Source organism: Streptomyces sp. NPDC038200, assembly GCF_055600785.1.
In genome coordinates this window covers 176,606-198,094 of sequence record NZ_JBVJYH010000019.1, presented here as the reverse complement: position 1 = coordinate 198,094, position 21,489 = coordinate 176,606, and the positions used below count along the sequence as shown (strand labels likewise).

General features: G+C 72.3%; 21 protein-coding genes. 10 read left to right on the top strand and 11 right to left on the bottom strand.

The features are described from left to right. The 3 genes from ACZ7KF_RS31955 to thpD all read left to right on the top strand — a co-directional run. Nucleotides 1–403: aminotransferase class III-fold pyridoxal phosphate-dependent enzyme (locus ACZ7KF_RS31955; RefSeq protein ID WP_471082791.1), on the top strand; the 403-nt coding region annotated here is incomplete at its 5' end. Between the two features lie 30 nt (nt 404–433). Continuing rightward, on the top strand, nt 434–838 hold the full coding sequence (locus ACZ7KF_RS31950) for an ectoine synthase (protein ID WP_471082788.1): 405 nt from the start codon (nt 434–436) through the stop codon (nt 836–838). Nucleotides 839–844: 6 nt separating this feature from the next. Then, a complete protein-coding gene (thpD, locus tag ACZ7KF_RS31945) occupies nt 845–1,738 on the top strand; it encodes an ectoine hydroxylase (protein WP_471082785.1) in 894 nt (297 codons plus the stop codon). A 52-nt stretch (nt 1,739–1,790) separates the two neighbouring features. Here thpD and ACZ7KF_RS31940 read toward each other — a convergent pair whose 3' ends face one another. Next, on the bottom strand, nt 1,791–2,852 hold the full coding sequence (locus ACZ7KF_RS31940) for an alkene reductase (protein ID WP_471082782.1): 1,062 nt from the start codon (nt 2,850–2,852) through the stop codon (nt 1,791–1,793). A gap of 145 nt (nt 2,853–2,997) precedes the next feature. Between ACZ7KF_RS31940 and ACZ7KF_RS31935 the strand changes: the two genes are divergently transcribed. Then, entirely contained in the window at nt 2,998–3,495 is a 498-nt protein-coding gene (locus tag ACZ7KF_RS31935) for a MarR family winged helix-turn-helix transcriptional regulator (protein ID WP_471082780.1), read from the top strand. Between the two features lie 5 nt (nt 3,496–3,500). Here ACZ7KF_RS31935 and ACZ7KF_RS31930 read toward each other — a convergent pair whose 3' ends face one another. The 4 genes from ACZ7KF_RS31930 to ACZ7KF_RS31915 all read right to left on the bottom strand — a co-directional run bounded on the left by ACZ7KF_RS31930 (nt 3,501) and on the right by ACZ7KF_RS31915 (nt 6,955). Next, on the bottom strand, nt 3,501–4,562 hold the full coding sequence (locus ACZ7KF_RS31930; protein WP_471082777.1) for an aminotransferase class V-fold PLP-dependent enzyme: 1,062 nt from the start codon (nt 4,560–4,562) through the stop codon (nt 3,501–3,503). A 95-nt stretch (nt 4,563–4,657) separates the two neighbouring features. Beyond that, complete coding sequence (locus tag ACZ7KF_RS31925; RefSeq protein ID WP_471082774.1) at nt 4,658–5,377, bottom strand: DsbA family oxidoreductase; 720 nt, start codon at nt 5,375–5,377, stop codon at nt 4,658–4,660. 76 nt (nt 5,378–5,453) lie between these two features. Continuing rightward, entirely contained in the window at nt 5,454–5,960 is a 507-nt protein-coding gene (locus ACZ7KF_RS31920) for a GNAT family N-acetyltransferase (RefSeq protein ID WP_471082771.1), read from the bottom strand. Further along, nucleotides 5,957–6,955, bottom strand: a complete 999-nt coding sequence (locus ACZ7KF_RS31915; protein ID WP_471082768.1) for a GlxA family transcriptional regulator — start codon at nt 6,953–6,955, stop codon at nt 5,957–5,959. Before ACZ7KF_RS31915 ends, ACZ7KF_RS31920 begins: the two co-directional genes overlap by 4 nt. A gap of 50 nt (nt 6,956–7,005) precedes the next feature. On the opposite strand from ACZ7KF_RS31915, the gene ACZ7KF_RS31910 reads away from it, so the two are divergent. Beyond that, nucleotides 7,006–8,394 carry an MFS transporter gene (locus ACZ7KF_RS31910; RefSeq protein WP_471082765.1) on the top strand — a complete coding sequence of 463 codons (1,389 nt, stop codon included), beginning with the start codon at nt 7,006–7,008 and terminating at the stop codon, nt 8,392–8,394. A gap of 88 nt (nt 8,395–8,482) precedes the next feature. Here ACZ7KF_RS31910 and ACZ7KF_RS31905 read toward each other — a convergent pair whose 3' ends face one another. Continuing rightward, a complete protein-coding gene (locus ACZ7KF_RS31905; RefSeq protein WP_471082761.1) occupies nt 8,483–10,012 on the bottom strand; it encodes an aldehyde dehydrogenase (NADP(+)) in 1,530 nt (509 codons plus the stop codon). Between the two features lie 152 nt (nt 10,013–10,164). Between ACZ7KF_RS31905 and ACZ7KF_RS31900 the strand changes: the two genes are divergently transcribed. The 3 genes from ACZ7KF_RS31900 to ACZ7KF_RS31890 all read left to right on the top strand — a co-directional run bounded on the left by ACZ7KF_RS31900 (nt 10,165) and on the right by ACZ7KF_RS31890 (nt 13,085). Further along, nucleotides 10,165–10,938, top strand: coding sequence for an IclR family transcriptional regulator (locus ACZ7KF_RS31900; protein WP_471082758.1), 774 nt, complete (start codon nt 10,165–10,167; stop codon nt 10,936–10,938). An 86-nt stretch (nt 10,939–11,024) separates the two neighbouring features. Beyond that, a complete protein-coding gene (locus ACZ7KF_RS31895; RefSeq protein ID WP_471082755.1) occupies nt 11,025–11,495 on the top strand; it encodes a GNAT family N-acetyltransferase in 471 nt (156 codons plus the stop codon). A gap of 135 nt (nt 11,496–11,630) precedes the next feature. Next, nucleotides 11,631–13,085: a peptidoglycan D,D-transpeptidase FtsI family protein gene (locus tag ACZ7KF_RS31890; RefSeq protein ID WP_471082752.1), complete on the top strand. Its 1,455-nt coding sequence runs from the start codon at nt 11,631–11,633 to the stop codon at nt 13,083–13,085. Nucleotides 13,086–13,185: 100 nt separating this feature from the next. Here ACZ7KF_RS31890 and ACZ7KF_RS31885 read toward each other — a convergent pair whose 3' ends face one another. After that, the gene (locus tag ACZ7KF_RS31885; protein ID WP_471082749.1) at nt 13,186–14,583 is read right to left on the bottom strand and encodes an NCS2 family permease; all 1,398 of its coding nucleotides are present in this window, start codon (nt 14,581–14,583) and stop codon (nt 13,186–13,188) included. 244 nt (nt 14,584–14,827) lie between these two features. Between ACZ7KF_RS31885 and ACZ7KF_RS31880 the strand changes: the two genes are divergently transcribed. After that, on the top strand, nt 14,828–15,397 hold the full coding sequence (locus tag ACZ7KF_RS31880) for a SigE family RNA polymerase sigma factor (protein ID WP_471082747.1): 570 nt from the start codon (nt 14,828–14,830) through the stop codon (nt 15,395–15,397). Next, nucleotides 15,394–16,266: a hypothetical protein gene (locus ACZ7KF_RS31875; RefSeq protein WP_471082744.1), complete on the top strand. Its 873-nt coding sequence runs from the start codon at nt 15,394–15,396 to the stop codon at nt 16,264–16,266. The genes ACZ7KF_RS31880 and ACZ7KF_RS31875 overlap by 4 nt, the downstream gene beginning before the upstream one ends. 86 nt (nt 16,267–16,352) lie before the next feature. On the opposite strand, the gene ACZ7KF_RS31870 is transcribed toward ACZ7KF_RS31875, so the two are convergent. The 4 genes from ACZ7KF_RS31870 to ACZ7KF_RS31855 form a co-directional block, all read right to left on the bottom strand. Further along, on the bottom strand, nt 16,353–17,150 hold the full coding sequence (locus ACZ7KF_RS31870) for an HAD family acid phosphatase (RefSeq protein ID WP_471082741.1): 798 nt from the start codon (nt 17,148–17,150) through the stop codon (nt 16,353–16,355). A 287-nt stretch (nt 17,151–17,437) separates the two neighbouring features. Beyond that, on the bottom strand, nt 17,438–18,535 hold the full coding sequence (locus ACZ7KF_RS31865; RefSeq protein WP_471082738.1) for a pectinesterase family protein: 1,098 nt from the start codon (nt 18,533–18,535) through the stop codon (nt 17,438–17,440). A gap of 78 nt (nt 18,536–18,613) precedes the next feature. Then, the gene (locus ACZ7KF_RS31860; protein ID WP_471082735.1) at nt 18,614–19,933 is read right to left on the bottom strand and encodes a pectate lyase family protein; all 1,320 of its coding nucleotides are present in this window, start codon (nt 19,931–19,933) and stop codon (nt 18,614–18,616) included. A 174-nt stretch (nt 19,934–20,107) separates the two neighbouring features. Continuing rightward, a complete protein-coding gene (locus ACZ7KF_RS31855; RefSeq protein WP_471082732.1) occupies nt 20,108–21,448 on the bottom strand; it encodes an ABC transporter substrate-binding protein in 1,341 nt (446 codons plus the stop codon). Between the last annotated feature and the right edge of the window lie 41 nt (nt 21,449–21,489).

Genomic DNA, 21,489 nt, shown 5'->3' with positions numbered 1-21,489 from the left:
CGTGTGGGAGCCGGGCGAGCACAACGGCACCTTCCGCGGCAACAACCCCGCCTTCGTCACCGCCACCGCCGCCCTGGAGACCTACTGGACCGACGGCTCGGCCATGGAGAAGCAGACCCGGACCCGGGGCGAGCAGGTCGAGCAGGCACTGATCTCCATCACCGAGGAGAACCTCGCCGACGTCCGGGAGTACCGCGGACGCGGGCTCGTCTGGGGCCTGGAGTTCCACGGGAAGGACCGGGCCTCGCGGGTCGCGCGGCGCGCCTTCGAACTGGGGCTGCTCATCGAGACGTCCGGGCCGGAGGGCGAGGTCGTCAAGTTGCTGCCCGCCCTCACCATCACCCCCGACGAGCTGGACGAGGGCCTCAGCATCCTCGCCCGCGCCGTCCGCGAGACCGCCTGACACCATCCACCGAGGAGGAAGCACCACACCGTGATCGTCCGATCGTTCAAGGACATCGAAGGCACCGACCGGCACGTCAAGGCGAAGTCCGGCACCTGGGAGAGCAAGCGGATCGTCCTCGCCAAGGAGCGGGTCGGCTTCTCCGTGCACGAGACCATCCTGTACGCCGGCACCGAGACGTCGATGTGGTACGCCAACCACATCGAGGCCGTCGTCTGCACCCGCGGCGAGGCCGAACTCACCGACCACGAGACCGGGAAGACGTACACGATCACGCCCGGCACCATGTACCTCCTGAACGGGCACGAGCGGCACACGCTGCGCGTCAAGGAGGACTTCCACTGCATCTGCGTGTTCAACCCGCCGGTCACCGGACGGGAGGACCACGACGAGAACGGCGTCTACCCGCTGCTCACCGAGCCCGAGGAGGTGTGAGAACCCATGACCGTCACCACCGTCACCGATCTCTATCCCACCCGCGGCACCGCCGAGGTGACCGTTCCCCGACAGGACCCCGTCCTCTGGGGCTCCCCGGACACGCCCGGCCCCATCACGACGGCCGACCTGCAGTCGTACGAGCGGGACGGGTTCCTCGCCGTCGACCAGCTGATCGGGCCGGACGAGGTCGAGGTCTACCGGCGTGAGCTGGACCGGCTGGTCTCCGACCCGGCGATCCGCGCCGACGAGCGTTCCATCGTCGAGCCGAAGTCGAAGGAGATCCGCTCGGTCTTCGAGGTGCACCGGATCAGCGAGGTCTTCGCGAACCTGGTGCGCGACCCGCGGGTGGTCGGCCGGGCCCGGCAGATCCTCGGCTCGGACGTGTACGTCCACCAGTCCCGGATCAACGTCAAGCCGGGCTTCGGCGCGAGCGGCTTCTACTGGCACTCGGACTTCGAGACCTGGCACGCCGAGGACGGTCTGCCGAACATGCGCACGGTGTCCGTCTCGATCGCGCTGACCGAGAACCACGACACCAACGGCGGCCTGATGATCATGCCGGGCTCGCACCGGACGTTCCTGGGCTGCGCCGGCGAGACGCCGAAGGACAACTACAAGAAGTCCCTGCAGATGCAGGACGCGGGCACCCCGTCGGACGAGGCGCTGACCACGCTGGCGAGCGAGTACGGCATCCGGCTGTTCACCGGCAAGGCCGGCTCGGCGACCTGGTTCGACTGCAACTGCATGCACGGCTCCGGCGACAACATCACGCCGTTCCCGCGCAGCAACGTGTTCATCGTGTTCAACAGCGTGGAGAACACGGCGGTGGAACCGTTCGCGGCCCCGGTGCGCCGGCCGGACTTCATCGGCGCGCAGGACTTCACGCCCGTGCGCTGACCCGCACCGATCCAGGGGCCTCCGCGCTTCGGCCGGAGGCCCCTGGTGCGGGTCACAGCGCCGGGTAGTCCGTGTACCCGGCGGCTCCCCCGCCGTAGAACGTCGCCGGGTCCGCCGTGTTGAACGGTCCACCGGACCGCAGCCGGGCGGGCAGGTCCGGGTTGGCCAGGAACAGCCGGCCGAAGGCGATCAGGTCGGCCGCGCCGTCCTCGACGAGGGCGAGCGCCTCCGGCCCGGTGGCGCCCTCGGTCGCCGGGTTGAGGACGAGGGCCCCGCTGAAGCGCTTGCGCAGCACCGGGGTCAGGGCGCGGAAGCCGGCGTTCTCCATGATGTGCAGGTAGGCGAGGCCCAGCGGCTCCACCGCGTCGACCAGGGCGGTGTAGACCGGCTCCGGCTCGGGCTCCTCGATGTCGTTGAAGGGGTTGCCCGGCGAGAGCCGCAGGGCGGTGCGCTCGGCTCCGATCGCCTCGGCGACGGCCCGGACGGCCGCCACGGCGAAGCGGATGCGGCCGGCCTCGGAGCCGCCCCACTCGTCGCCGCGCCGGTTGCTGCCCGGCGCCAGGAACTGGTGGATCAGGTAGCCGTTGGCGCCGTGCAGTTCCACCCCGTCGAAGCCGGCCTCGACGGCGCGCCGGGCCGCCGCCGCGAAGTCGGCGATCGTGGCGCGGATCTCGCCGTCGGTCAGCTCGCGGGGCGTGACGAAGTCCTTGGGGCCCTGATGGGTGTAGACCTGGCCCTGGGCCGCCACCGCCGAGGGTGCCACGTTGACCAGCCCGTCGGGCAGCAGATCGGGGTGCCCGATCCGGCCGGTGTGCATGAGCTGGGCGAAGATCCGGCCGCCGGCGGCGTGTACGGCGTCGGTCACGGTCCGCCAGGCGGCGGCCTGCTCGTCGGTGTGCAGGCCGGGGGTGTCGGGGTAGCCCTGGCCGACGGCCGAGGGCTGGATCCCCTCGGTGACGATCAGGCCGGCGGAGGCGCGCTGGGCGTAGTACTCGGCGGTGAGGCCGGTGGGCAGGCCGCCGGCGGCGGCTCGGCTGCGGGTCATCGGTGCCATGGCGATGCGGTTGGTGAGCCGCAGTCCGGCGAGGTCGACGGTGTCGAAGGCGGTGGTCACGGGACCCTCCGGGAAGCAATTGATTGGTCGGCCAAGTAATACAACCGGGACTCACCCTAACTCATTCCTTGGTCGGCCAAGTAAATCTCGGTGAGTACGCTTCGGGGAGGTACGAGCGGGACGACGAAGGGCGCGGGAGCCGGTCATGGACGCCACCGAGGAGCCGTCAGCGGCGGCCGGACACCGCTGCGCGCTGCCCGCCGCCGCCCAGGGCGGGCCGGTCAGCCACGCGCTGAGCCGGGTGGCCCGGCTGCACCGCACGGCCGCCGCCGCACTGCTGCGTGAGCTGGGGCTCTACCCGGGCCAGGAACTGGTCATGATGTTCCTGTGGGAGAGCGGGCCGGCCCGGCAGTCGGACCTGATCCGGCTCCTCGGCCTGGACCCGTCCACGGTGACCAAGATGCTCCAGCGGCTGGAGCAGGCCGGGCACGTGCGGCGGCTGCCGGACCCGGCGGACCGGCGCGCGGTGCTGGTCGAGGCGACGGACTCCGGCGCGCGGCTGCTCGACGAGGTGGCGCGGCGGTGGAGCGCGCTGGAGGACGAGACCCTGGCGGGCCTCGCCCCGGCCGAGCGGGAACAGCTCCTGACGCTGCTCGGCCGGATCGAGGCCAATCTGTGCGGTCAGGCCGCGCGGACGACCTGACCGGGTCAGCCGGACAGCGCGTTCAGCAGCCGGTCCACGTCCGCGGCCGTGTTGTAGAGGTGGAAGGCCGCGCGCAGATGGCCCGCCCGGTCGGAGACCTCGATGCCCGCCTCGCTCAACCGGGGCTGCCTGGAGCCGAGTCCGGGGACGGAGACGATCGCCGAGCCGGGGGCGGGCACCGGCTCGTGGCCGAGGTCGGCGAGGCCCGCGCGGAACCGGTCGGCGAGGGCGAGGTCGTGGGCATGGATCGCCGCCGTGCCGAGTTCCTCGACGAGTTCGAGGGAGCGGCGCAGGCCCGCGAACGTGAACAGGGCGTGGGTGATGTCGAACCGCCGTGCGGAGTGGGCGAGTTCGGCCACCGGGCCGTAGCAGCTGTCCCACGGCTGCTCGGCCGCGACCCAGCCCGCGAGCACCGGGGTCAGTCCGCCGAAGTCCTCGGGGACGGTGAGGAAGGCCGCGCCGTGCGGGCCCAGCAGCCACTTGAAGGAGACGGAGGCGGTGAAGTCGTAGGCGTCCGCCTCGATCGGCAGCCAGCCGGCGGCCTGGGAGAAGTCGACGTAGGTACGGGCGCCGTGCGCGCGGGCGGCCTCGCGCAGGGCGGGCAGGTCGGCGATCCGGCCGTCGGCGGACTGGGCCGCGCTGACCGCGACGAGCGCGGTGCCCGGCCGGACCGACTCGGCGATCCGCTCCAGCGGTACCGTGCGGACCTTGAGGTCGCCGCGCACATGGAACGGGTTGAGCACGGAGGTGAAGTCGTCCTCCGCGGCGAGGACTTCGGCGCCCGCGGGCAGCGAGGCCGCGATCACCCCGGTGTGCGCGGCCACCGAGGCGCCGGCCGCCACCCGGGTGGCGGGGACGCCGGCGAGCCGGGCGAACGCGGCCCGGCAGCTCTCCACGTCGTCGTACAGCGGGGTCAGCGGCCGGCCCGCGGCCCGCAGCAGCGCCGCCTCCTGGAGGGCGGCGACGGTGCGGGCCGGCAGCAGGCCGCTGCTCGCGGTGTTGAGGTAGCTGGTCTGCGGACTGAACTCGGCGCGGACGAGGCTGTCGAACGTCTCCGTGGTCTCCATGGGTCCACTCTGCGGGCCCGAGGATCACCCGTCCATGGCGAATTTCTACGTGACGCGTCTTAGGAACGCTTATACGACCGCGCCGACCTGCGGCTTCAGCCCTGCTGCGGGACCGCGCACCCGTCCGGGCCGCAGGCCGCGGCGTCCCCCTGGTCGACCAGCGTCAGCGGGGAACGCCCGCCCCACGCCTGGGTCAGCGCCTGGGTGAAGACCTCGGCGGGCTGGGCGCCGGAGACGCCGTACTTCCGGTCGAGGACGAAGAACGGCACGCCGTTCGCGCCGAGCTCGGCGGCCTCGCGCTCGTCGGCGCGGACCGCGTCGGCGTAGGCGTCCGGGTCGGCGAGCACCCGGCGGGCGGCCCCGGCGTCCAGGCCGGCCTCGACGGCCAGCTCCACCAGGCGTGCGTCGCCCTCGGTGAAGACGGACCGCTCCTCGGCGAAGTTGGCCCGGTAGAAGAGCTGGATCAGCTGGTCCTGCCGGCCCTGCTCCTTGGCGAGGTGCAGCAGGCGGTGCATGTCGAAGGTGTTGCCGTGGTCGCGGCCTCGGGTGCGGTAGTCCAGGCCCTCGGCGGCGGCCTGGGCGCCCAGGTTGTCCTCACCGGCCTGTGCCTGTGCCTCGCTCATGCCGTACTTCCTGGTCAGCATGGTGATCACCGGCTGCACATCGCCCCGGGCACGGTCCGGGTCCAGTTCGAAGGAGCGGTGCACCACCTCGACGTCCTCGCGGTGCGGGAAGGCAGCCAGCGCCTTCTCGAAGCGGGCCTTGCCCACGTAGCACCAGGGGCAGGCGATGTCGCTCCAGATCTCGACGCGCATGTCTTCGGCTCTCTCCAGGTCGTACGGGCACGGGGTGTCTCCCCGAGCCGGTACATGAACGTTCAAGCAGGTCGTTTCATTCCCCCGACGGCACGGAGAAGCGCAGGAAGAGGTGGTGATCGCCCTCGGCGGGCGGGTTCTCGGGGTCCGGGACCCAGCCCTGGCGGGCGTAGAAGGCCTGGGCGCGCAGGTTGTCCACGTGCACGTCGAGCACGGCCGTGCGCCGGCGGCCGGCCCGCCACTCCGCCACGCAGGCCCCGTGCAGGGCCGTACCGATGCCGGAGCGCCAGTGACCGGGGTCGACGTGGAACTGGAACAGCTTGACCGTGTCGGCGGGTGCGCCGTCCGGGGTCCGGAAGGAGGCGATGCCGACGATCCGGCCGTGCTCGACGGCGCACAGCACACGGGCGTCGGGACGCTCGATGGATCCCCGCCAGGATTCCGTCCAGTCGACGTCGGCCCGCGGGACGCCGTCCGGGTAGTACGTGGAGCGGGCCCGGAAGTGGAGGTCGGCGATGATCTCGGCCTCGGCGGGCAGGGCGGTGCGGATCACGAGGGCGCCGGACGCGCGGTCACTGATCATGCCACGGAGGACGTGACGGGAGCGGGGCCGGTTCCGTGCCTGCTGAACTGGGCGCGATAGGCGCTCGGGGTGAGGCCGGTGCGGCGGACCAGGTGGGCGCGGAGCGAGTCGGCGGTGCCGAGGCCGCAGGCGGCGGCCACCTGGTCCATGGGGATCCGGGTGGTCTCCAGCAGTTCCTTGGCGCGCTCGATGCGCTGGTGCAGCAGCCACTGCAGCGGGCTGACCCCGCTCTCGGCGTGGAACCGCCGGGTGAGGGTGCGCACGGAGACCCCCGCGTGCCGGGCCAGGTCGGTCAGGGTGAGCGGCTTGTCCAGGTTGCGCATGGCCCAGCCGCGGGTGTCGGCGCAGGCGGAGCCGCGCTCGGGCGGCAGCGGGGTCTGGGTGAACTGGGTCTGCCCGCCGGGCCGGACCGGGGCGACCAGGGCGAGCCGGGCGACCTCGTTGGCGACGGCGGCGCCGTAGTCGGTGCGGATGATGTGCAGACACAGGTCGATCCCGGCCGCGTAGCCCGAGGAGGTCAGGAACTGCCCGTCCTGGGCGTAGAGGACATCGCCCCGCACGTCGACGTCGGGGTGGCGGCGGCGCATCTCCTCGGCGTGCGCCCAGTAGGTGGTGGCCGTGCGGCCCTTGAGCAGGCCGGCCTCGGCGAGCGAGAAGGCGCCGGAGCAGATGGAGGCGATGCGCACCCCCGTCCCGGCGGCCTCGCGCAGCGCCTCCAGCACCCGGGGGTCCGGGGAGAAGGGTTCGCCGGTGCCCGCGACGATCACCGTGTCCGCCTCCCGCAGCGCCTCCAGACCGCACGGCACACGCAGTTCCAGCGTGCCGGTGGTGGGCACGGGGCCGGGGTCGGGCGCACAGATCACCACCTCGTAGCCGGGACGCCCGTCGACCCGCACCTTGTCGAAGAGCAGCTCGGGGATGGCGAGGTTGAACATCGACACGGGCGGGGACGCGACGACCGCGACACGCAGCATGGCCAGAACCTCCGGATGCATGGCATTCAGGTCACTACTGTAGGCGCCGAGGGATCAGCAGCATGAGGGGCATGACCCCACCGCAGACCGTCCGCTCCCCTCAACCCACCGCACAGGAAGAGCGGTTGCCGACCAGCACCGCGCCCACCCTGTTCGCCGCACTCCTCGGCTTCGCGCTGATCACCCTCGACGCCTCCGTGGTGAACGTGGCCCTCCCCGCGATCGGCTCCGCCCTCGGCGGCGGGATGTCCGGGCTCCAGTGGGTGGTGGACGCCTACACCCTGGCCTTCGCCGCCCTGATGCTCTCCACGGGCGCCTTCTCGGACCGGGCCGGGGCGAGCCGGGCGTACGCCGTCGGCATCACCGTGTTCACCCTGGCCTCGGTGGCCTGCGGCCTGGCGCCGACCCTGCCGGCGCTGATCGGGGCCCGGGTGGTGCAGGGCGTCGCGGCGGCGGTGGTGCTGCCCGCCTCGCTGTCCCTGGTACGGCAGGCGTACGCCGACCCCGCCCGGCGGGCGAAGGCCGTGGCGCTGTGGGCGGCCGGGGGCTCGGTCGCGGTGGCACTGGGTCCCGTGGCGGGCGGCGCGCTCACCACGGCCTGGGACTGGCGGGGGATCTTCTTCATCAACCTGCCGCTGGGCGCCCTCACCCTCGTCCTGCTGCTGCGCACCCCGCGCTCGGAGCGCCGGCCGGCGCCACTCGACCTGCCGGGCCAGCTGACGGCCGTGGTCGCGCTGACGGCCCTGACCTTCGCGGTCATCGAGGGCGGCACGACCGGCGCCGCGGCCCTCGCCGTGGCGGTGGCGGCCGGCGCCCTGTTCCTGCGGATCGAGCGCCGGCAGCCGCATCCCGTCGTGCCGCCGGGACTGTTCCGGGACCGGACGGTGCAGGTGGCCGTGGCGGCCGGGGCGGCGTGCAGCGTGGCCTTCTACGGCGGGGTGTTCGTCTTCTCCCTCTTCTTCCAGCAGGTGCAGGGCCGTTCGGCGCTGTACACGGGGTTGCTGTTCCTCCCCATGTCCGGGCTGATCGCCGTGACCAACGTGGTGTCCGGAAAGCTGGCCGGCCGCTACGGCCCGCGGCTGCCGATGCTCACCGGCCAGGCCCTGGCCGCGGCCGGCCTGCTGAGTCTGCTGTCCGTCGGCGCCGGCACCCCCACCGCCGTGGTGGCCGTCCTGCTCGTCCCGCTGGCCCTCGGCTGCGCGCTGACCGTGCCGCCGCTGACGGCCGTGATGATGGAGTCCGTGCCGGCCGAGCGGGCGGGCCTGGCGGCCGGGGTGCTCAACGCGGCGCGGCAGGTGGCCGGCGGACTCGGCATCGCGGTGTTCGGCACGCTGGTGAACGGGGACTTCGCGGCCGGGCTGCGCACGAGCCTGGCCGGCGCCGCGGCCCTGCTCGCCCTCACCTTCCTCCTGAGCCGGCGCCTGCGGGGCGGCCCGGCAGAGGGCCCCGCGCGTTCCTGAGGGGACGCGCGGCGCGGCCGGCCGCGCCGCGGGAACGCGGCCGGCCGCGGGGACACCGGCGGTCCGAGAACTCCGCGCCCCGGCGGCGCTACCGCTCCAGGGCCCCGTTGAACCGCCGGGGAAGCCCCAGCGGGTTGTCGTCCCTGAGCTCGGCCGGCAGCAGAGCCTGCGGCGCGTTCTGGTAGACGACCGGCCGCAGCCACCGCTCGATCGCCGTACCGCCCACGGAGGTGGAGGTGGAGGTGGTCGCCGGATACGGCCCCCCGTGGTGCTGGGCCGGCGCCACGGCGACCCCCGTGGGCCAGCCGTTGACCAGGACCCGGCCGGCCAGCGGGGTCAGTTCGGCGAGCAGTTCCGGGCCCCGGCCCTGGCCGGCGGCCTCCTCCGAGGAGAGCTGGACGGTCGCCGTGAGGTTGCCCGGGAGCCGTGACAGCACGGCCTTGGCCTCGCCCTCGTCCGTGTAGCGGACCACCACGGTCACCGGCCCGAAGCACTCCTCCAGGAGCAGGTCGTACTCCCCCGGCGCGGCCAGCTTCTCCGCCGGCACCGTCAGGAACCCGGCGCTGACCGCGTGCGCGCCGCCCGCGCCCGGGGTGACCGGCGAGTCCACGTCCGGCAGTTGCGCGCGCTCGGCCACGCCGGCGATGAAGTTGTCCCGCATGCGGTGGTCGAGCAGCACCCCGGCGTCGGTGTCGGCGACGGCGTCGGTCAGGGACTTCACCAGCTGGTCGCCGGCCGCGCCGGACGGGACCAGCACCAGGCCCGGCTTGACGCAGAACTGGCCGACGCCGAGGGTCATCGAGCCGGCCAGCCCGCCGCCGATCTCCTCGGCCCGCTCGGCCGCGGCGGCCTCGGTCACCAGGACCGGGTTCAGCGAGCCCAGCTCGCCGTGGAACGGGATCGGCACCGGACGCGCGGCGGCGGCGTCGAAGAGCGCCCGTCCGCCCCGTACCGAACCGGTGAAGCCCGCGGCGGTGACCAGCGGGTGGCCGATCAGTTCGACGCCCGCCTCGAATCCGTGCACCAGGCCGACGACACCCTCGGGGATGCCGTGCTCGGCGGCGGCCCGCCGCAGCACCTTGGCGACCAGCTCGGACAGGGCCGGGTGGTCGGGGTGGGCCTTGACGACGACCGGGCAGCCCGCGGCCAGCGCGCTGGCGGTGTCGCCGCCGGCGACGGAGAAGGCGAAGGGGAAGTTGGAGGCGGAGTAGACGGCGACGACACCGAGCGGCACCTTGTAGCGGCGCAGGTCCGGGACGGGCGGGGTGGCGGTGTCGTCGGGGTGGTTGATGATGACGTCCAGGAAGGCGCCCTCGTCGACGATGCCGGCGAAGGCGCGCAACTGGTAGGCGGTGCGCGCGAGTTCTCCGGTCAGCCGGGCCGGGCCGAGCGCGGTCTCCGCGTCGGCGGTCTCGACCAGACCGTCCCGGGCCGCCTCCAGGCCCGCGGCGGCCGAGCGCAGGAAGGCGGCGCGGACCGCGCGGTCGGCGAGGGCGCCGCGCGCGGCGTGGGCCGCCCGGACGGCCGCGTCCACCTCCTGGGCTGTGGCCTCCACCGCAACCTGTTCACGCTGCTTCCCGGTGCGCGGGTCGACACTCCAGACTGGTGCTGCTGCCACCGCGGGTCCCTCCCAGTTAAGGCCGCACTATCGAGGACTATCCAGGTCACCCATCAGCCGCGTTCGATATACTGAACACTGTCTCTGATGATGAATACGCTGCTCGGAGACTATATAACTCAGGTCCTCGTCGAACGAAGGGGTCAAGGGCGATGACGGCAGGCGACACAGGGGGCGGGGCGCAGGTCAAGTCCGCGGTACGGACCGTTGAACTGCTCGAATACTTCGCCGGCCGGCCCGGGATGCACTCCCTCGCGGCCGTCCAGGAAGCCGTGGGATATCCCAAGTCCAGCCTGTACATGCTGCTGCGCACGCTCGTGGAGCTGGGCTGGGTGGAGACGGACGCGACCGGCACGCGGTACGGCATCGGGGTGCGGGCGCTGCTGGTCGGCACGTCGTACATCGACGGCGACGAGGTCGTGGCCGCCGCCCGCCCGACGCTGGACCGGCTCTCCGACGACACCACGGAGACCATCCACCTGGCCCGGCTCGACGGCACCAACGTGGTCTATCTGGCCACCCGCCAGTCCCAGCACTATCTGCGGCCGTTCACGCGCGTCGGCCGCCGGCTCCCGGCCCACTCCACCTCCCTCGGCAAGGCGATCCTCGCCACCTGCACCGACGAGCAGGTGCGCACGCTGCTGCCGGAGACGCTGCCCGCGCTCACCGAGCACACCATCACCGACCGGGAGAAGCTCATCGAGGAGCTGCACCAGGTCCGGGAGCAGGGCTTCGCGGTCGACCGCGAGGAGAACACCCTGGGCCTGCGCTGCTTCGGCGTGGCCATCCCGTACCGCACACCGGCCCGGGACGCCATCAGCTGCTCGGTCCCGGTGGCCCGGCTGACCCCCGCCCACGAGCAGATGATCAAGGACGCGCTGTTCGACGCGCGGGACCGGCTCACGCTGGCGACCCGCCGGCTCTGAGCGCGCCGGCCGCCTCCCGCCCGGGCCCGCGACCCACGCCGTGCGCGGCGTGGGCCGCGGGCCCGGGCGGTCGTAGGCTCGGGCACATGGAGATCGTGCTGCGTGCCGTGGAGGACGACGATCTGCCGGCCTTCTTCCGGCAGATGACCGACCCGGTGGCCCTGCGGGTGGCCGCGTTCGGTCCCGAGGACCAAGGGGACCGGGCCGCCTTCGACGCCTGGTGGAAGCGGCTCCGGGCGTCCGACGCCGTGCCGCGCACCGTGCTGGCCGACGGGCGGGTGGTGGGCAACGCCGCCGTCTACGGCGAGCCGGGCGGGCGCGAGGTGACGTACTGGATCGACCGCGCCTGCTGGGGCCGGGGAGTCGCGACGGCGGCCCTGCGGGCGCTGCTCGCCGAGGTGCCCGACCGGCCGCTGTACGCACGGGCGGCGGCCGACAACGCGGGCTCGCTGCGCGTGCTGGAGAAGTGCGGGTTCCGCGAGACGGCCCGGGCGCGGGGGTTCGCGAACGCCCGGGGCCGGGACATCGAGGAGGTCGTGCTGATCCTGGACCGCTGACCGCCGACCGGGGACGGGGGTCCGGGGACGCGGCCGGGCGCCGATCGGGGCGGGCGCGGCCGGCTTCCTGAACGCCCGATGAGAAATCCGGCCGTACGGGAACGATCACCCCGTTCCGCTCGTCTTCCGGGCGGGATGAACAAGACGATCAGGCGGGCGTCCGTCTTCGCGCTGCTGCTCGTGCTCACCCTGCTGGTCAGGGCGACATGGCTGCAGTTCTACGACGGTCAGGCCCTCGCGGACGACAACGACAACCGGCGGAACGTGATCGCGACGTACTCGCGGCCCCTCGGGAACATCATCGTGGCCGGGGACGCGATCACCGGCTCGGCCCGGACGAAGGGAAGCGACCTCGCGTACAAGCGGACGTACAAGGACGGTGAACTGTATGCGGCGGTGACGGGGTACGCCTCGCAGGCCTACGCCCCCACGCAGCTGGAGGGCATCTACACGGACCTGCTCAACGGCACGGACACCCAGCTGAAGACCGTGATGGACACCGTCACCGGGCGGCGCGCCGACCCGGGCAACGTGCTCACCACGATCGACCCGGCCGTGCAGAAGGCGGCCTACCGCGCCCTGGGCGGCAACAAGGGCGCCGCCGTCGCGATCGACCCGAGGACCGGCAAGATCCTCGCGGTGGTCTCGACACCGTCGTACGACCCCTCCTCGCTCACCGACGCCGGCACGGCCGGGAGGGCCTGGAAGCAGCTCAACGCGGACAAGGACAAGCCGCTCACCAACCGCGCGCTGCGCCAGCCGCTCCCGCCGGGCTCCACGTTCAAGCTGGTGGTGGCGGCCGCCGCACTGGAGGACGGGCTGTACAAGAACGTGGACGACCCCACCGACAGCCCGGACCCCTACGTCCTGCCGGGCACGGTGCGCGAGCTGCCGAACGAGAGCAAGTCGGCGCCGTGCGAGAACGCCTCGATCCGGGTCGCCCTGCGCTACTCCTGCAACAACGTCTTCGGTCACATGGCCGTCCAGCTCGGCCAGGACAAGGTGCGGGAGATGGCCGAGAAGTTCGGCTTCAACGACCAGGAGCAGGACGTGCCGGTGCGGGCCTACCCGAGCGTCTACCCCTCCGGCATGGACAAGGCGCAGACCGGCCTGTCCGGCATCGGCCAGTTCGACGTCACCGCGACCCCGCTCCAGATGGCCATGGTGTCCGCGGCCATTGCCAACGGCGGCAAGCTGGTCTCCCCGCATATGGTGTCGCAGATCACCGACAGCGGCGGTGATGTGGTGAAGGACTTCGACGAAGACGCCGGCTCCGAGGAGATCATCAGCTCCGGCACCGCCGAGCAGCTCCAGTCGGCGATGGAGACGGTGGTGAAGGACGGCACCGGTACGAACGCGCTGATCGACGGGGTGACCGTCGGCGGCAAGACCGGTACCGCTCAGCACGGCGAGAACAACAGCAAGACGCCGTACGCCTGGTTCACCTCCTACGGCAAGTCCGACAGCAACGGCAAGGAGGTCGCCGTCGCGGTGATGGTGGAGCAGTCGGACGCGGCACGGTCGGAGGTCAGCGGCAACGGTCTGGCGGCGCCGGTGGCGAAGGCGATGATGGAAGCCGCGGTGAAGTAGGGCGGCCCCCCGAGGGGGACGCGGTGCGGTGCCGGCAGTCGGCTCCGCACCGCGGGCGCGATCGGCCGGGGACCGGCCGCGGCCGATCGCGCGGCGTCCCTCACCTCACCCCGAGGATCTGCTCGACGGGGTCGATCGCGAAGTACACGAGGAACAGCGCCGAGACCCCCCACAGCAGCCAGTTGACCTCCCGCGCCTTCCCCAGCACCGTCTTGACGACGACGTAGGAGACGAAACCCGCGCCGATCCCGTCGGTGATGGAGTACGTGAACGGCATCGCGGCGATCGTCAGGAACGCCGGGACGGCGATCTCGTAGCGGTCCCAGTCGATGTGCTTGACGTGCGTCATCATCAGGAACCCGACGGCGATCAGCGCGGGCGCCGCCGCCTGGAGCGGGACGATGGTGAGCAGCGGGGTGAGGAAGAGGGCGAGACCGAAGAGCCCGCCGGTGACCAGGTTGGCGAAGCCGGTGCGGGCGCCCTCGCCGACACCGGCCGCGGACTCGATGTAGGCGGTGTTGGAGGAGGCCGAGCCGACACCGCCGGCGACGGCCGCGACGCCGTCGATGAACAGCACACGGCCGATGCCGGGCACCTGTCCCCGCTCGTCCAGCAGGCCGGCCTCGGCGGTGATGCCGACGATCGTGCCCATGGCGTCGAAGAAGTCCGACAGGATGAGGGTGAAGACCAGCAGGACGGCGGTGAGGGCGCCGGCCTCGGCGAAGCCGCCGAACGGGCTGAAGTGACCGATCAGCCCGAAGTCCGGGGCGGCGACGACGCTGTCGGGGACCTTGGGCGTGGTCAGGCCCCAGCTCTTGATGTCGGCGACGGCGTCGACGACGATCGCCACGACGGTCATCGTCACGATGCTGATGAGGATCGCGCCCTTCACCTTGCGTGCGAGCAGCGCGATGGTGAGCAGCACACCGAGGCAGAAGACGAGCACGGGCCAGCCGGTGAGCCGGCCGACGGCGCCCAGCTGGACCGGCACGGTGGTGTGCGCGGCGTCCGGGATCCGGCTGACGAACCCGGCGTCCACGAAGCCGATGAAGGCGATGAACAGGCCGATGCCCACGCCGATGGCCTGCTTCAGCTGCTGCGGGATCGCGTTCATGATGGCTTCCCGGAGACCGGTGAGGACCAGTACGCAGATCACGACGCCTTCGAGGAAGACCAGGCCCATCGCGTCGGCCCAGCTCATCAGCGGGGCGAGCTGGAAGGCGACGACGGCGTTGAGGCCGAGGCCGGCGGCGATGGCGAGCGGGAGGTTGCCGCCGACGCCCATGAGGACCGTCATCACACAGGCCACCAGCGCGGTGGCGGTGACCAGTTGGCCGGTGTCCAGGGTGTGACCGTACTTGTCCTTGGCGCTGCCCAGGATGATCGGGTTCAGGACGAGGATGTAGGCCATGGTGAAGAACGTGGCGAAGCCGCCGCGTATCTCGCGCCCGAGGGTGGATCCCCGTTCGGAGATCCTGAAGTACCGGTCGACGGACATGGTCCCACTCCTCGTCACCTGGTGATCGGCGTGCGGATGCTGGCTGGATTGTTCCCTCGTCGGACCTGTTTCAGGTTTTCTCCGTGTTACGTCCTCGGGTTCGGTCGGCCATACGGCGTCCGGCCCCCCGCACGAGGACACGAAACGATCACTGCTACGCTTCCGGATCTCCGTCCGGCCCCTCCTCCGGACCCTCGCATGTCATTCGCATGACACCCACAGCCGCACCGAGAAGAGGTCACCCGTGGGCACAGTCGTCGACGACGCCGCCTCCGCGGAGTTCCGTGCCTTCTTCGAACGGCACTACGCCGAACTCTCCCGGCTGGCCCACCTGCTGACCGGGGAGGCGGACGCCGCCGACGACCTGGCGGCGGACGCCCTGCTGGCGCTGTGGCACCGCTGGGACCGGGTGCGCGCGGCCGACCGTCCGGTGGCGTACGCGCGAGGCGTCGTCGCCAACCTGGCCCGCACCCGGATCCGCAGCGCGGTGCGCGAACGGCGGCGGATCGCGCTGTTCTGGCCACACGCCGAGGAGAGGACCGAGAACCCGGACGTCGCCGGCGTGGTGGACGTCCAGGAGGCGCTGCGCAGGCTGCCGTTCCGGAAACGGGCGTGTGTGGTGCTCCGGCACGCGTTCGACCTGTCGGAGAAGGACACCGCGCTCGCACTGGGGATCTCGGTGGGTACGGTGAAGAGCCAGACGTCCAAGGGCATGGCCGAACTCCAGCGGCTGCTCGGCCCGCAGGGCGACCCGCGGTGGGTGCACGCGGCGATGGCGGCCCGGGGCGGCGTGAGCGGAGGAACGAACCGATGAGGCGGCAGGACGTGCACGACGAGCTGCGCGCCCGGCTGCACGAGGCGGCCGGGGCCCACGAACCCGACCGCGCGCGCATCCTGGCCCGCGTGGAGCGCGGTATGGCCGAGCGGTCGCGCCCCGGCCACCGGGACGCGCGGCCGCCGGTGGCCGGCTGGCTCCGGGTGGCCGCCGCGACGGCGGCCGTGGCGGGGGTGCTCGCCGTCGGGGGCTACGCGGTGGCGTCCGCGGTGAAGGACGAACCGCCGGCCCGGCAGACCGTGGCGGTCCCGCCCACCCCCACGACCGGGCCGCCGGAGCCGGACACGCCCCGGCCGCCGGTCCGTTCGGCGGACCCGGCGCCCAGCGGGTCCGCCGGTCAGCCGTCCCGCGCTCCGGGTTCCTCCCCGCCCCGCACCCCGGAGGCCACCGCCTCGGCCGAGCCGCCGGCGGCACGTGCCGAGCGGGACGGCCCGCTGTGGTCGGACGGCTCGGTGGACCCGCACAGCAACGACTTCTGGGCGCAGAGCGATCTGACGCTGAGGACCTCCGAGCGACTGACGTCCCTGACGGTGGAGTTGAAGGTCGCGCAGACCGGCGGAGTGACGTCCACGGGCGCCTGGCGTTCGCTGCCGGAGGGCGATTTCCGGCAGCGCGTCGTGGAGAAGGACGGGTTCGTCGTCTACACGTGGACACTGAAGGAGGGGCGTACGGTCCCGGCGGGCGAGTGGGTGTTCGCGGGGCAGTACGACCACGCGCGCGGAGGACGGGACGCGGGCGCCGACAGCTACGTCATGACCGGTACGGCCGGAGGGCGAGCGCATGCGGTGACCGGTGACTTCGCCGTGCATGCGCGCAACGGCGCGGAAGGGACCGAAGGGCACGCGTGAGACGCCCGCCGGCCCCCGTCACGGCACGGTGCCGCCGGTGACGGGAGCCGGGTGCGAGCGGCCGCCGGCCGCCTGCCCGGACGGGCTCAGCCGACGAAGTACGTCGGGTTCGGCAGCTTGTACGTGCGGTCGGCGTGACCGCCGTCCAGGTCCGAGTACTGGTCGCCGAAGTTGGCGATGATCTCGTAGCCCAGGTCGTCCTCGATGTGCTCGCGCGTCCCGGCCTTGTACTGGACCGTCGTGCAGTTCCAGGTGCCCGGGGTGGCGCAGTCCTTCAGGTAGGCCGGCGGGTTGGCCTTGTCCTTGAGGAACATGTGGCCGGCGTCGAGGTTCACATCGGCGCCGACCTTCTTCAGGTTCTCCACCGCGCCGGCGCGCTGGGCCTCGCTCAGACCGGAGTTGTAGAAGACCTCGACGCCCTTGGACTCGGCGTACCGCACCAGCTCCGGGCTGCCGAAGACGGCCGGGCGGTCGGCCTTGTTCACGTAGTCGTTCCACGTGGTGGCGTTGTACGTGTAATTGTAGCGCTTCTCGTAGTCGAGGCTGAGCAGCAGCGTGTCGTCGATGTCGAAGACGACGGCCGGCTTCTCGCCCCGGTGGTGCGCCTTGCGGGCGGCCTTGTCGATGTAGCGCTTGGCGTCGCCGTCGATGCGCGCCAGGTCCTTGGCGTACGGGCTGTCCTTCGACGCCCGGTAGACGCCGTCGCTGTCGGCGGTGGTGCCGTAGTAGGTGTCGATGTCCTTCACCAACTGCCCGATGTTGTAGGGCTCGTGGGTGGAGTTGGCCGTCGACTGACCGGCGGTGGCCGCGCCCGCGCCGTACAGCGCCGCCCCGGCGACGACACAGGCGGCGCCGGCGGCGACCGCCTTGAGGGACTTCCGCATGGATTCTCCGGATCTGATGGATGGTTGATAGACCAGGTCAAACACTGTCTACGCGCATCACAACCCACACGGCGAGGCCTGTTATCCGATCGATACGGGAGCGGCGGTCGAGGCATTGCCCGCGCATGAGCACACCATGACGCCCCCTTGACCCGGCCGCCGTCCGACAACGCCTGCACGCCGCGGCGGAGACGGACCGAGGGCGCGGTCACCGCGGACGGTGCCGTGGTGGGCCGGGACCGGGCCGCCGTGTCGGTGCGGTGGGCCGGTCCGGCGGTGATCCTTCTTCAGTGCTCCTTCCAAGGCGCCCAGTTCCCGAGCCAGGTCTCGCGGGTCGCCGACGCGGCCTCGGTGTCGGAGAGCTGCGGCCGGTTCTCCGGGACGGTCACGGCCGCTCCCGGGCCGGTGTTGCGGTACTCGGCGAACCGCTGCTGCTGCCAGGGGTGGGCCGCCGACATGTCGGTGTAGGGGGCGACGGCGTCGATGCCGGGGCCGAGCCAGGTGTCGCGGACGGTGAGCATCGGGCGGGCCGTCGGGTCGGAGCCGGGCACCCAGGGACGGGCCAGCTTGTAGAAGGCGTCCGGGGCCTCGCTGGTGACGCGGCCGTGGGTCACCAGGAATCCGCGCGGGCCGGCGACGGCCGTCGAGGGCGCGAGGACGAAGCCGTAGGGCGCCGCCGCCAGGTCCGTGCGGTTCAGGGTGCGGAAGCGGCAGTGCTCGTAGACGGCGGTGGCCCGGCCGAAGACGAAGTCGACGTCGCCCTCGATGTGGCAGTGCGCGTAGTACTGGCGGGCGAAGACGCCGAGGGCCGTGGAGTCGGCGTACAGGGTGTCCTGGTGACCGAGGAAGCGGCAGTGCAGGAAGGCGGCGCGGTCGCCCTGCACCTTGACGGCGACGGCCTGGGTGCCGGTGACGCCGGGGTGGTCGGCGCGCAGCCAGTCGTTGGCGAAGGTGATCCAGCGCGCGGTGAACCCGTCGGCCTGCACGGTCGTGGTGGCCGATCCGGTGGTGCCGTGGGTGCCGCCGCCGGGCTTGGGGGTGCCGGCCGCGTTGTCGTACACGATCACGACGTCCCGGGGGTCCTCGGAGGCGCCGATCCAGGTCGCCTCCGTACGGCCGGCGTCGACGGCGACCGTCTCCCGGTAGGTGCCGGGGGCCATGACCAGGGTCCGGCCGCTGCCGGTGGCGGCGGTCACCGCGGCCCGCACGGTGGTGAAGTCGCCGCGCCCGTGCGGGTCGACGTAGAGGGTCCTCGGAGTGAGGCGGCGTGCGGGGGAGCCGTACCGGCCGAACGGTCGCGGTCCGGCGGCGGCACGGGCGGGGGCGAGGCCGAGCGCGGCGGCTCCGGCGCTCGCGGTGAGGAGGTCCCGTCGGGACAGGGGCACGGCTGCGTTCCTTTCGCATACGGCTCCGCGGAGGGGCTGTGAGGGGACCGGAGCGGGGGGCGGCCCCCGTCACCCGGGTCAGCGCAGGCGTCCGGCGCCCGCGTGGCGGTCGACGAGTGCGGGGACCGCCCGCGGCCGGTCCACCCTGGTCCGCAGGGACGGCGTCCAGCCGGCCCCGGACCGGAGGATCTCGCCGGGCACCTGGGCGTTGTGGACGGCGACGAGGTCGGTCGGCTCGCCGTTGACGTAGTTGTCGGCGGCGGTGACCGGCGCCTCCTTCCACTTCTTCAACACCGACCCGGCCCGCACGCCGTCCGGCAGGGTGAACGCGTTGTGCTCGGCGACGAGCTGGGACTCCATGCCGATGCCGTAGCTGTAGGAGTAGCCGGCGCCGGCGACGAAGTGGTTGTCGTACGAGTCGACCTGCCCGAAGCGGACCCGCGGGGCCCGCTCGACCAGGTTCCGGAACAGGTTGTGGTGGAAGGTGACCTTCAGATGACCGCGGTCGACGGCGGCCGTGGCGGCGCTGTCGCTGTTGCCGACGAGGATCGTCTTGTCGTGGTCCTCGAAGACGTTCCAGGAGGCGGTGACGTGGTCGGCGCCCTGGACGATGTCCAGCTCGCCGTCGTGCCGCTGGTAGATCCGGCCGTAGTACGACGGCAGGGTGCTGTCGGGGTGGTCCCCGTCCGTGAACGTGTCGTGGTCCATCCACACATGGGTCGACCCGTGGATCACGGCGCTGTCGTACTCCGAATTCCAGTTGCCGTCGGCGGTGTCGGTGGGGTCCCACTGCGGGAAGCAGTCGAGGGGGCTCTCGAAGCGCAGGTTGCGCACGATGACGTTGTCGACGCCCTTGATCCGCAGGCTCGCGCCCTTGAGACCGGCGTCCCGGCCGATGCCGACGATCGTGGTGTCGGCGGGGACGTCGGCCTTGATGGAGGCGTCCTGGCGGGCGGCGGACGCGCGCCGCAGTCCCTCGGGGCTGTCGTCGGGCTCGCCGTCGAGGTTCTTCGTCCGGCCCCACACGTCCGGGTCGTAGGTCTTCAGATAGGCGGCGAAGTCGTACCCGGGCGCGGCGAACGCGGCGCAGTCCGGCCCGTCGGCGTCGATGGTGCCCTTCACCTCGATGATCCTGGGAGCGCTGCCGCCGTCGGCGAGGGCGGCCTTGAAGGCGTCCCAGGTGCTGACGGTGTAGACGTGCGCGCGGTCGGCGGCGGCGCCGCCCGTGGTGCCGGTGCCGGAGGCGGCCCAGCCGTCGTTCGGCGCGAGGGTCTGGTGGGCGAGGTCGGGGTGCCGGGGCCGGGCGGAGGCGGTGGCGGTGACGGTGGCGGCGAGGACGAGGGCCGTGCAGCCGACGACCGTCGCAATGACACGTCCATGACATCTCTGGGTACGCACGGTGCGGGTCTCCTCAGCAGTACGGGGGTGGTCAGGTGGTCCAGGGGGCGGGTACGGGGCTCGGGCGGCCGCGGTCCGGGGGCGCCGGGCCGCACAAGGCATGTGGCTCCGCCGCGGGGGCGCGCGCGGCCGCAACGGACCCGCGGCCCCCGACGACGGCGACCGCCCGGGCTCTCAGTGGTTCTTCTTCCAGTCGGCCTGTGCCTCGTTCAGCTGGTCGGCCAGCGTGTCCAGGAACTCCTTCGCGCTCAGCCTCCCCAGCAGCACCTTCTGGAAGTTCGGCTCGTTGTCGGCCTTGGAGACGGTGTTCCAGTCGGGCAGGTAGTAGGGCAACTGCACGATCTTCGTGCGGGACCCGGCCAACGCCTCGGCGGCGAGCTTCGTCGGCTCGGAGGCCCGCACCCACGCGTCCCCCGCCGCCTCCGTGTTGGCCGGCACCTGCCCCGCGACCCGGTTCCACTTGCTGTTGGCGGCGTGCGAGGCGGCGAACTCGATGAACTTCCACGCGGCGGCCTTGTTCCTGCCGGACTTGAACAGCGCGAGCCCGTCGACCGGGTTGGACACCTGCACCCGTGTCCCGTCGTCCAGCGTCGGGTTGGGAACGCCCTTGAACCTGCCCTTCAGCGCCTTCTCGTGGTCGGCGTAGGAGCCCAGGTTGTGGCTGAGCATCCCGATCGTGCCGGAGTCCCACTGGGCCACCATCTTGGTGAAGTCGTTGTTGACGTCGGCGGACGGGGTGTCCTTCTTGTACAGGCCGACGTACTTCTCCAGCGCGGCCACGTTCTTCGGGTCGTTGACGGTGGTCCGGTCGCCGTGCCAGAAGGACGTGATCCCGCTCTGCCCGTACAGGGCGTCCAGGGCCTGGGCGATGGAGCCCTCGCCGCCGCGGAGGGTGTATCCGAACGCGTTCCTGCCCCGGTCGGTGAGCTTGTCGGCGGCCGCGTAGAACTTCGTCCAGGTGGTGGGCGGGTCCAGCTCGGCCGCGTCGAACAGGTCCGTCCGGTACCACAGGGTGCCGTTGTTCGCGGACGTCGGCACGGTGTACGTCCTGCCGTCGCCGCCGGCGGCCCGCACGCTCTCCAGGAACTTGGTGTTCAGCTCGCCCTTCAGCGGGCTGCCGGAGAGCCGGCCGTCCAGCGGCTCCAGCGCGCCCTGCGCGGCGACCTCGGCCAGCATCGCCGTACCGACACCGCCGACGTCCGGCAGGCCGCCGCCCTGGATGGCGGTGTCGTACTTGGACTGGACGCTCGCGGCGGGCACACCGACGTACTCGACCTTGATGCCGGGGTTCTGCTGCTCGAAGTCGGCGATGATCTGCTTCCAGACGTCGGTGCGGACACCGCCGTTGTTGTCCCAGAAGGTGATCGTGCCCTTGCCCGATCCCTCGTCCCCCGTGTCCCCCGCGCCGCCGCTGCCGTCGTCACCGCAGGCGGAGGCGGTCAGCGTGAGGACGGAGCCCAGAGCGACGGCCAGGGCGGCGCGCCTGGTTCTGCGGGTGCGGATGCTGTGTGTCATCGGTCGGCTCTCTTCTGCTGGATCCAACGGAGAGGGGAAGG

What these genes read in the sequence shown, in the direction of transcription:
- ACZ7KF_RS31895 (WP_471082755.1), top strand. Translation starts at nt 11,025, where the DNA reads ATGGAGATCGTGCTGCGTGCCGTGGAGGACGACGATCTGCCGGCCTTC.
- ACZ7KF_RS31855 (WP_471082732.1), bottom strand. Translation starts at nt 21,448, where the DNA reads ATGACACACAGCATCCGCACCCGCAGAACCAGGCGCGCCGCCCTGGCC.
- ACZ7KF_RS31885 (WP_471082749.1), bottom strand. Translation starts at nt 14,583, where the DNA reads ATGTCCGTCGACCGGTACTTCAGGATCTCCGAACGGGGATCCACCCTC.
- ACZ7KF_RS31890 (WP_471082752.1), top strand. Translation starts at nt 11,631, where the DNA reads ATGAACAAGACGATCAGGCGGGCGTCCGTCTTCGCGCTGCTGCTCGTG.
- ACZ7KF_RS31930 (WP_471082777.1), bottom strand. Translation starts at nt 4,562, where the DNA reads ATGGAGACCACGGAGACGTTCGACAGCCTCGTCCGCGCCGAGTTCAGT.
- ACZ7KF_RS31875 (WP_471082744.1), top strand. Translation starts at nt 15,394, where the DNA reads ATGAGGCGGCAGGACGTGCACGACGAGCTGCGCGCCCGGCTGCACGAG.
- thpD (WP_471082785.1), top strand. Translation starts at nt 845, where the DNA reads ATGACCGTCACCACCGTCACCGATCTCTATCCCACCCGCGGCACCGCC.
- ACZ7KF_RS31910 (WP_471082765.1), top strand. Translation starts at nt 7,006, where the DNA reads ATGACCCCACCGCAGACCGTCCGCTCCCCTCAACCCACCGCACAGGAA.
- ACZ7KF_RS31870 (WP_471082741.1), bottom strand. Translation starts at nt 17,150, where the DNA reads ATGCGGAAGTCCCTCAAGGCGGTCGCCGCCGGCGCCGCCTGTGTCGTC.
- ACZ7KF_RS31935 (WP_471082780.1), top strand. Translation starts at nt 2,998, where the DNA reads ATGGACGCCACCGAGGAGCCGTCAGCGGCGGCCGGACACCGCTGCGCG.
- ACZ7KF_RS31900 (WP_471082758.1), top strand. Translation starts at nt 10,165, where the DNA reads ATGACGGCAGGCGACACAGGGGGCGGGGCGCAGGTCAAGTCCGCGGTA.
- ACZ7KF_RS31920 (WP_471082771.1), bottom strand. Translation starts at nt 5,960, where the DNA reads ATGATCAGTGACCGCGCGTCCGGCGCCCTCGTGATCCGCACCGCCCTG.
- ACZ7KF_RS31915 (WP_471082768.1), bottom strand. Translation starts at nt 6,955, where the DNA reads ATGCATCCGGAGGTTCTGGCCATGCTGCGTGTCGCGGTCGTCGCGTCC.
- ACZ7KF_RS31925 (WP_471082774.1), bottom strand. Translation starts at nt 5,377, where the DNA reads ATGCGCGTCGAGATCTGGAGCGACATCGCCTGCCCCTGGTGCTACGTG.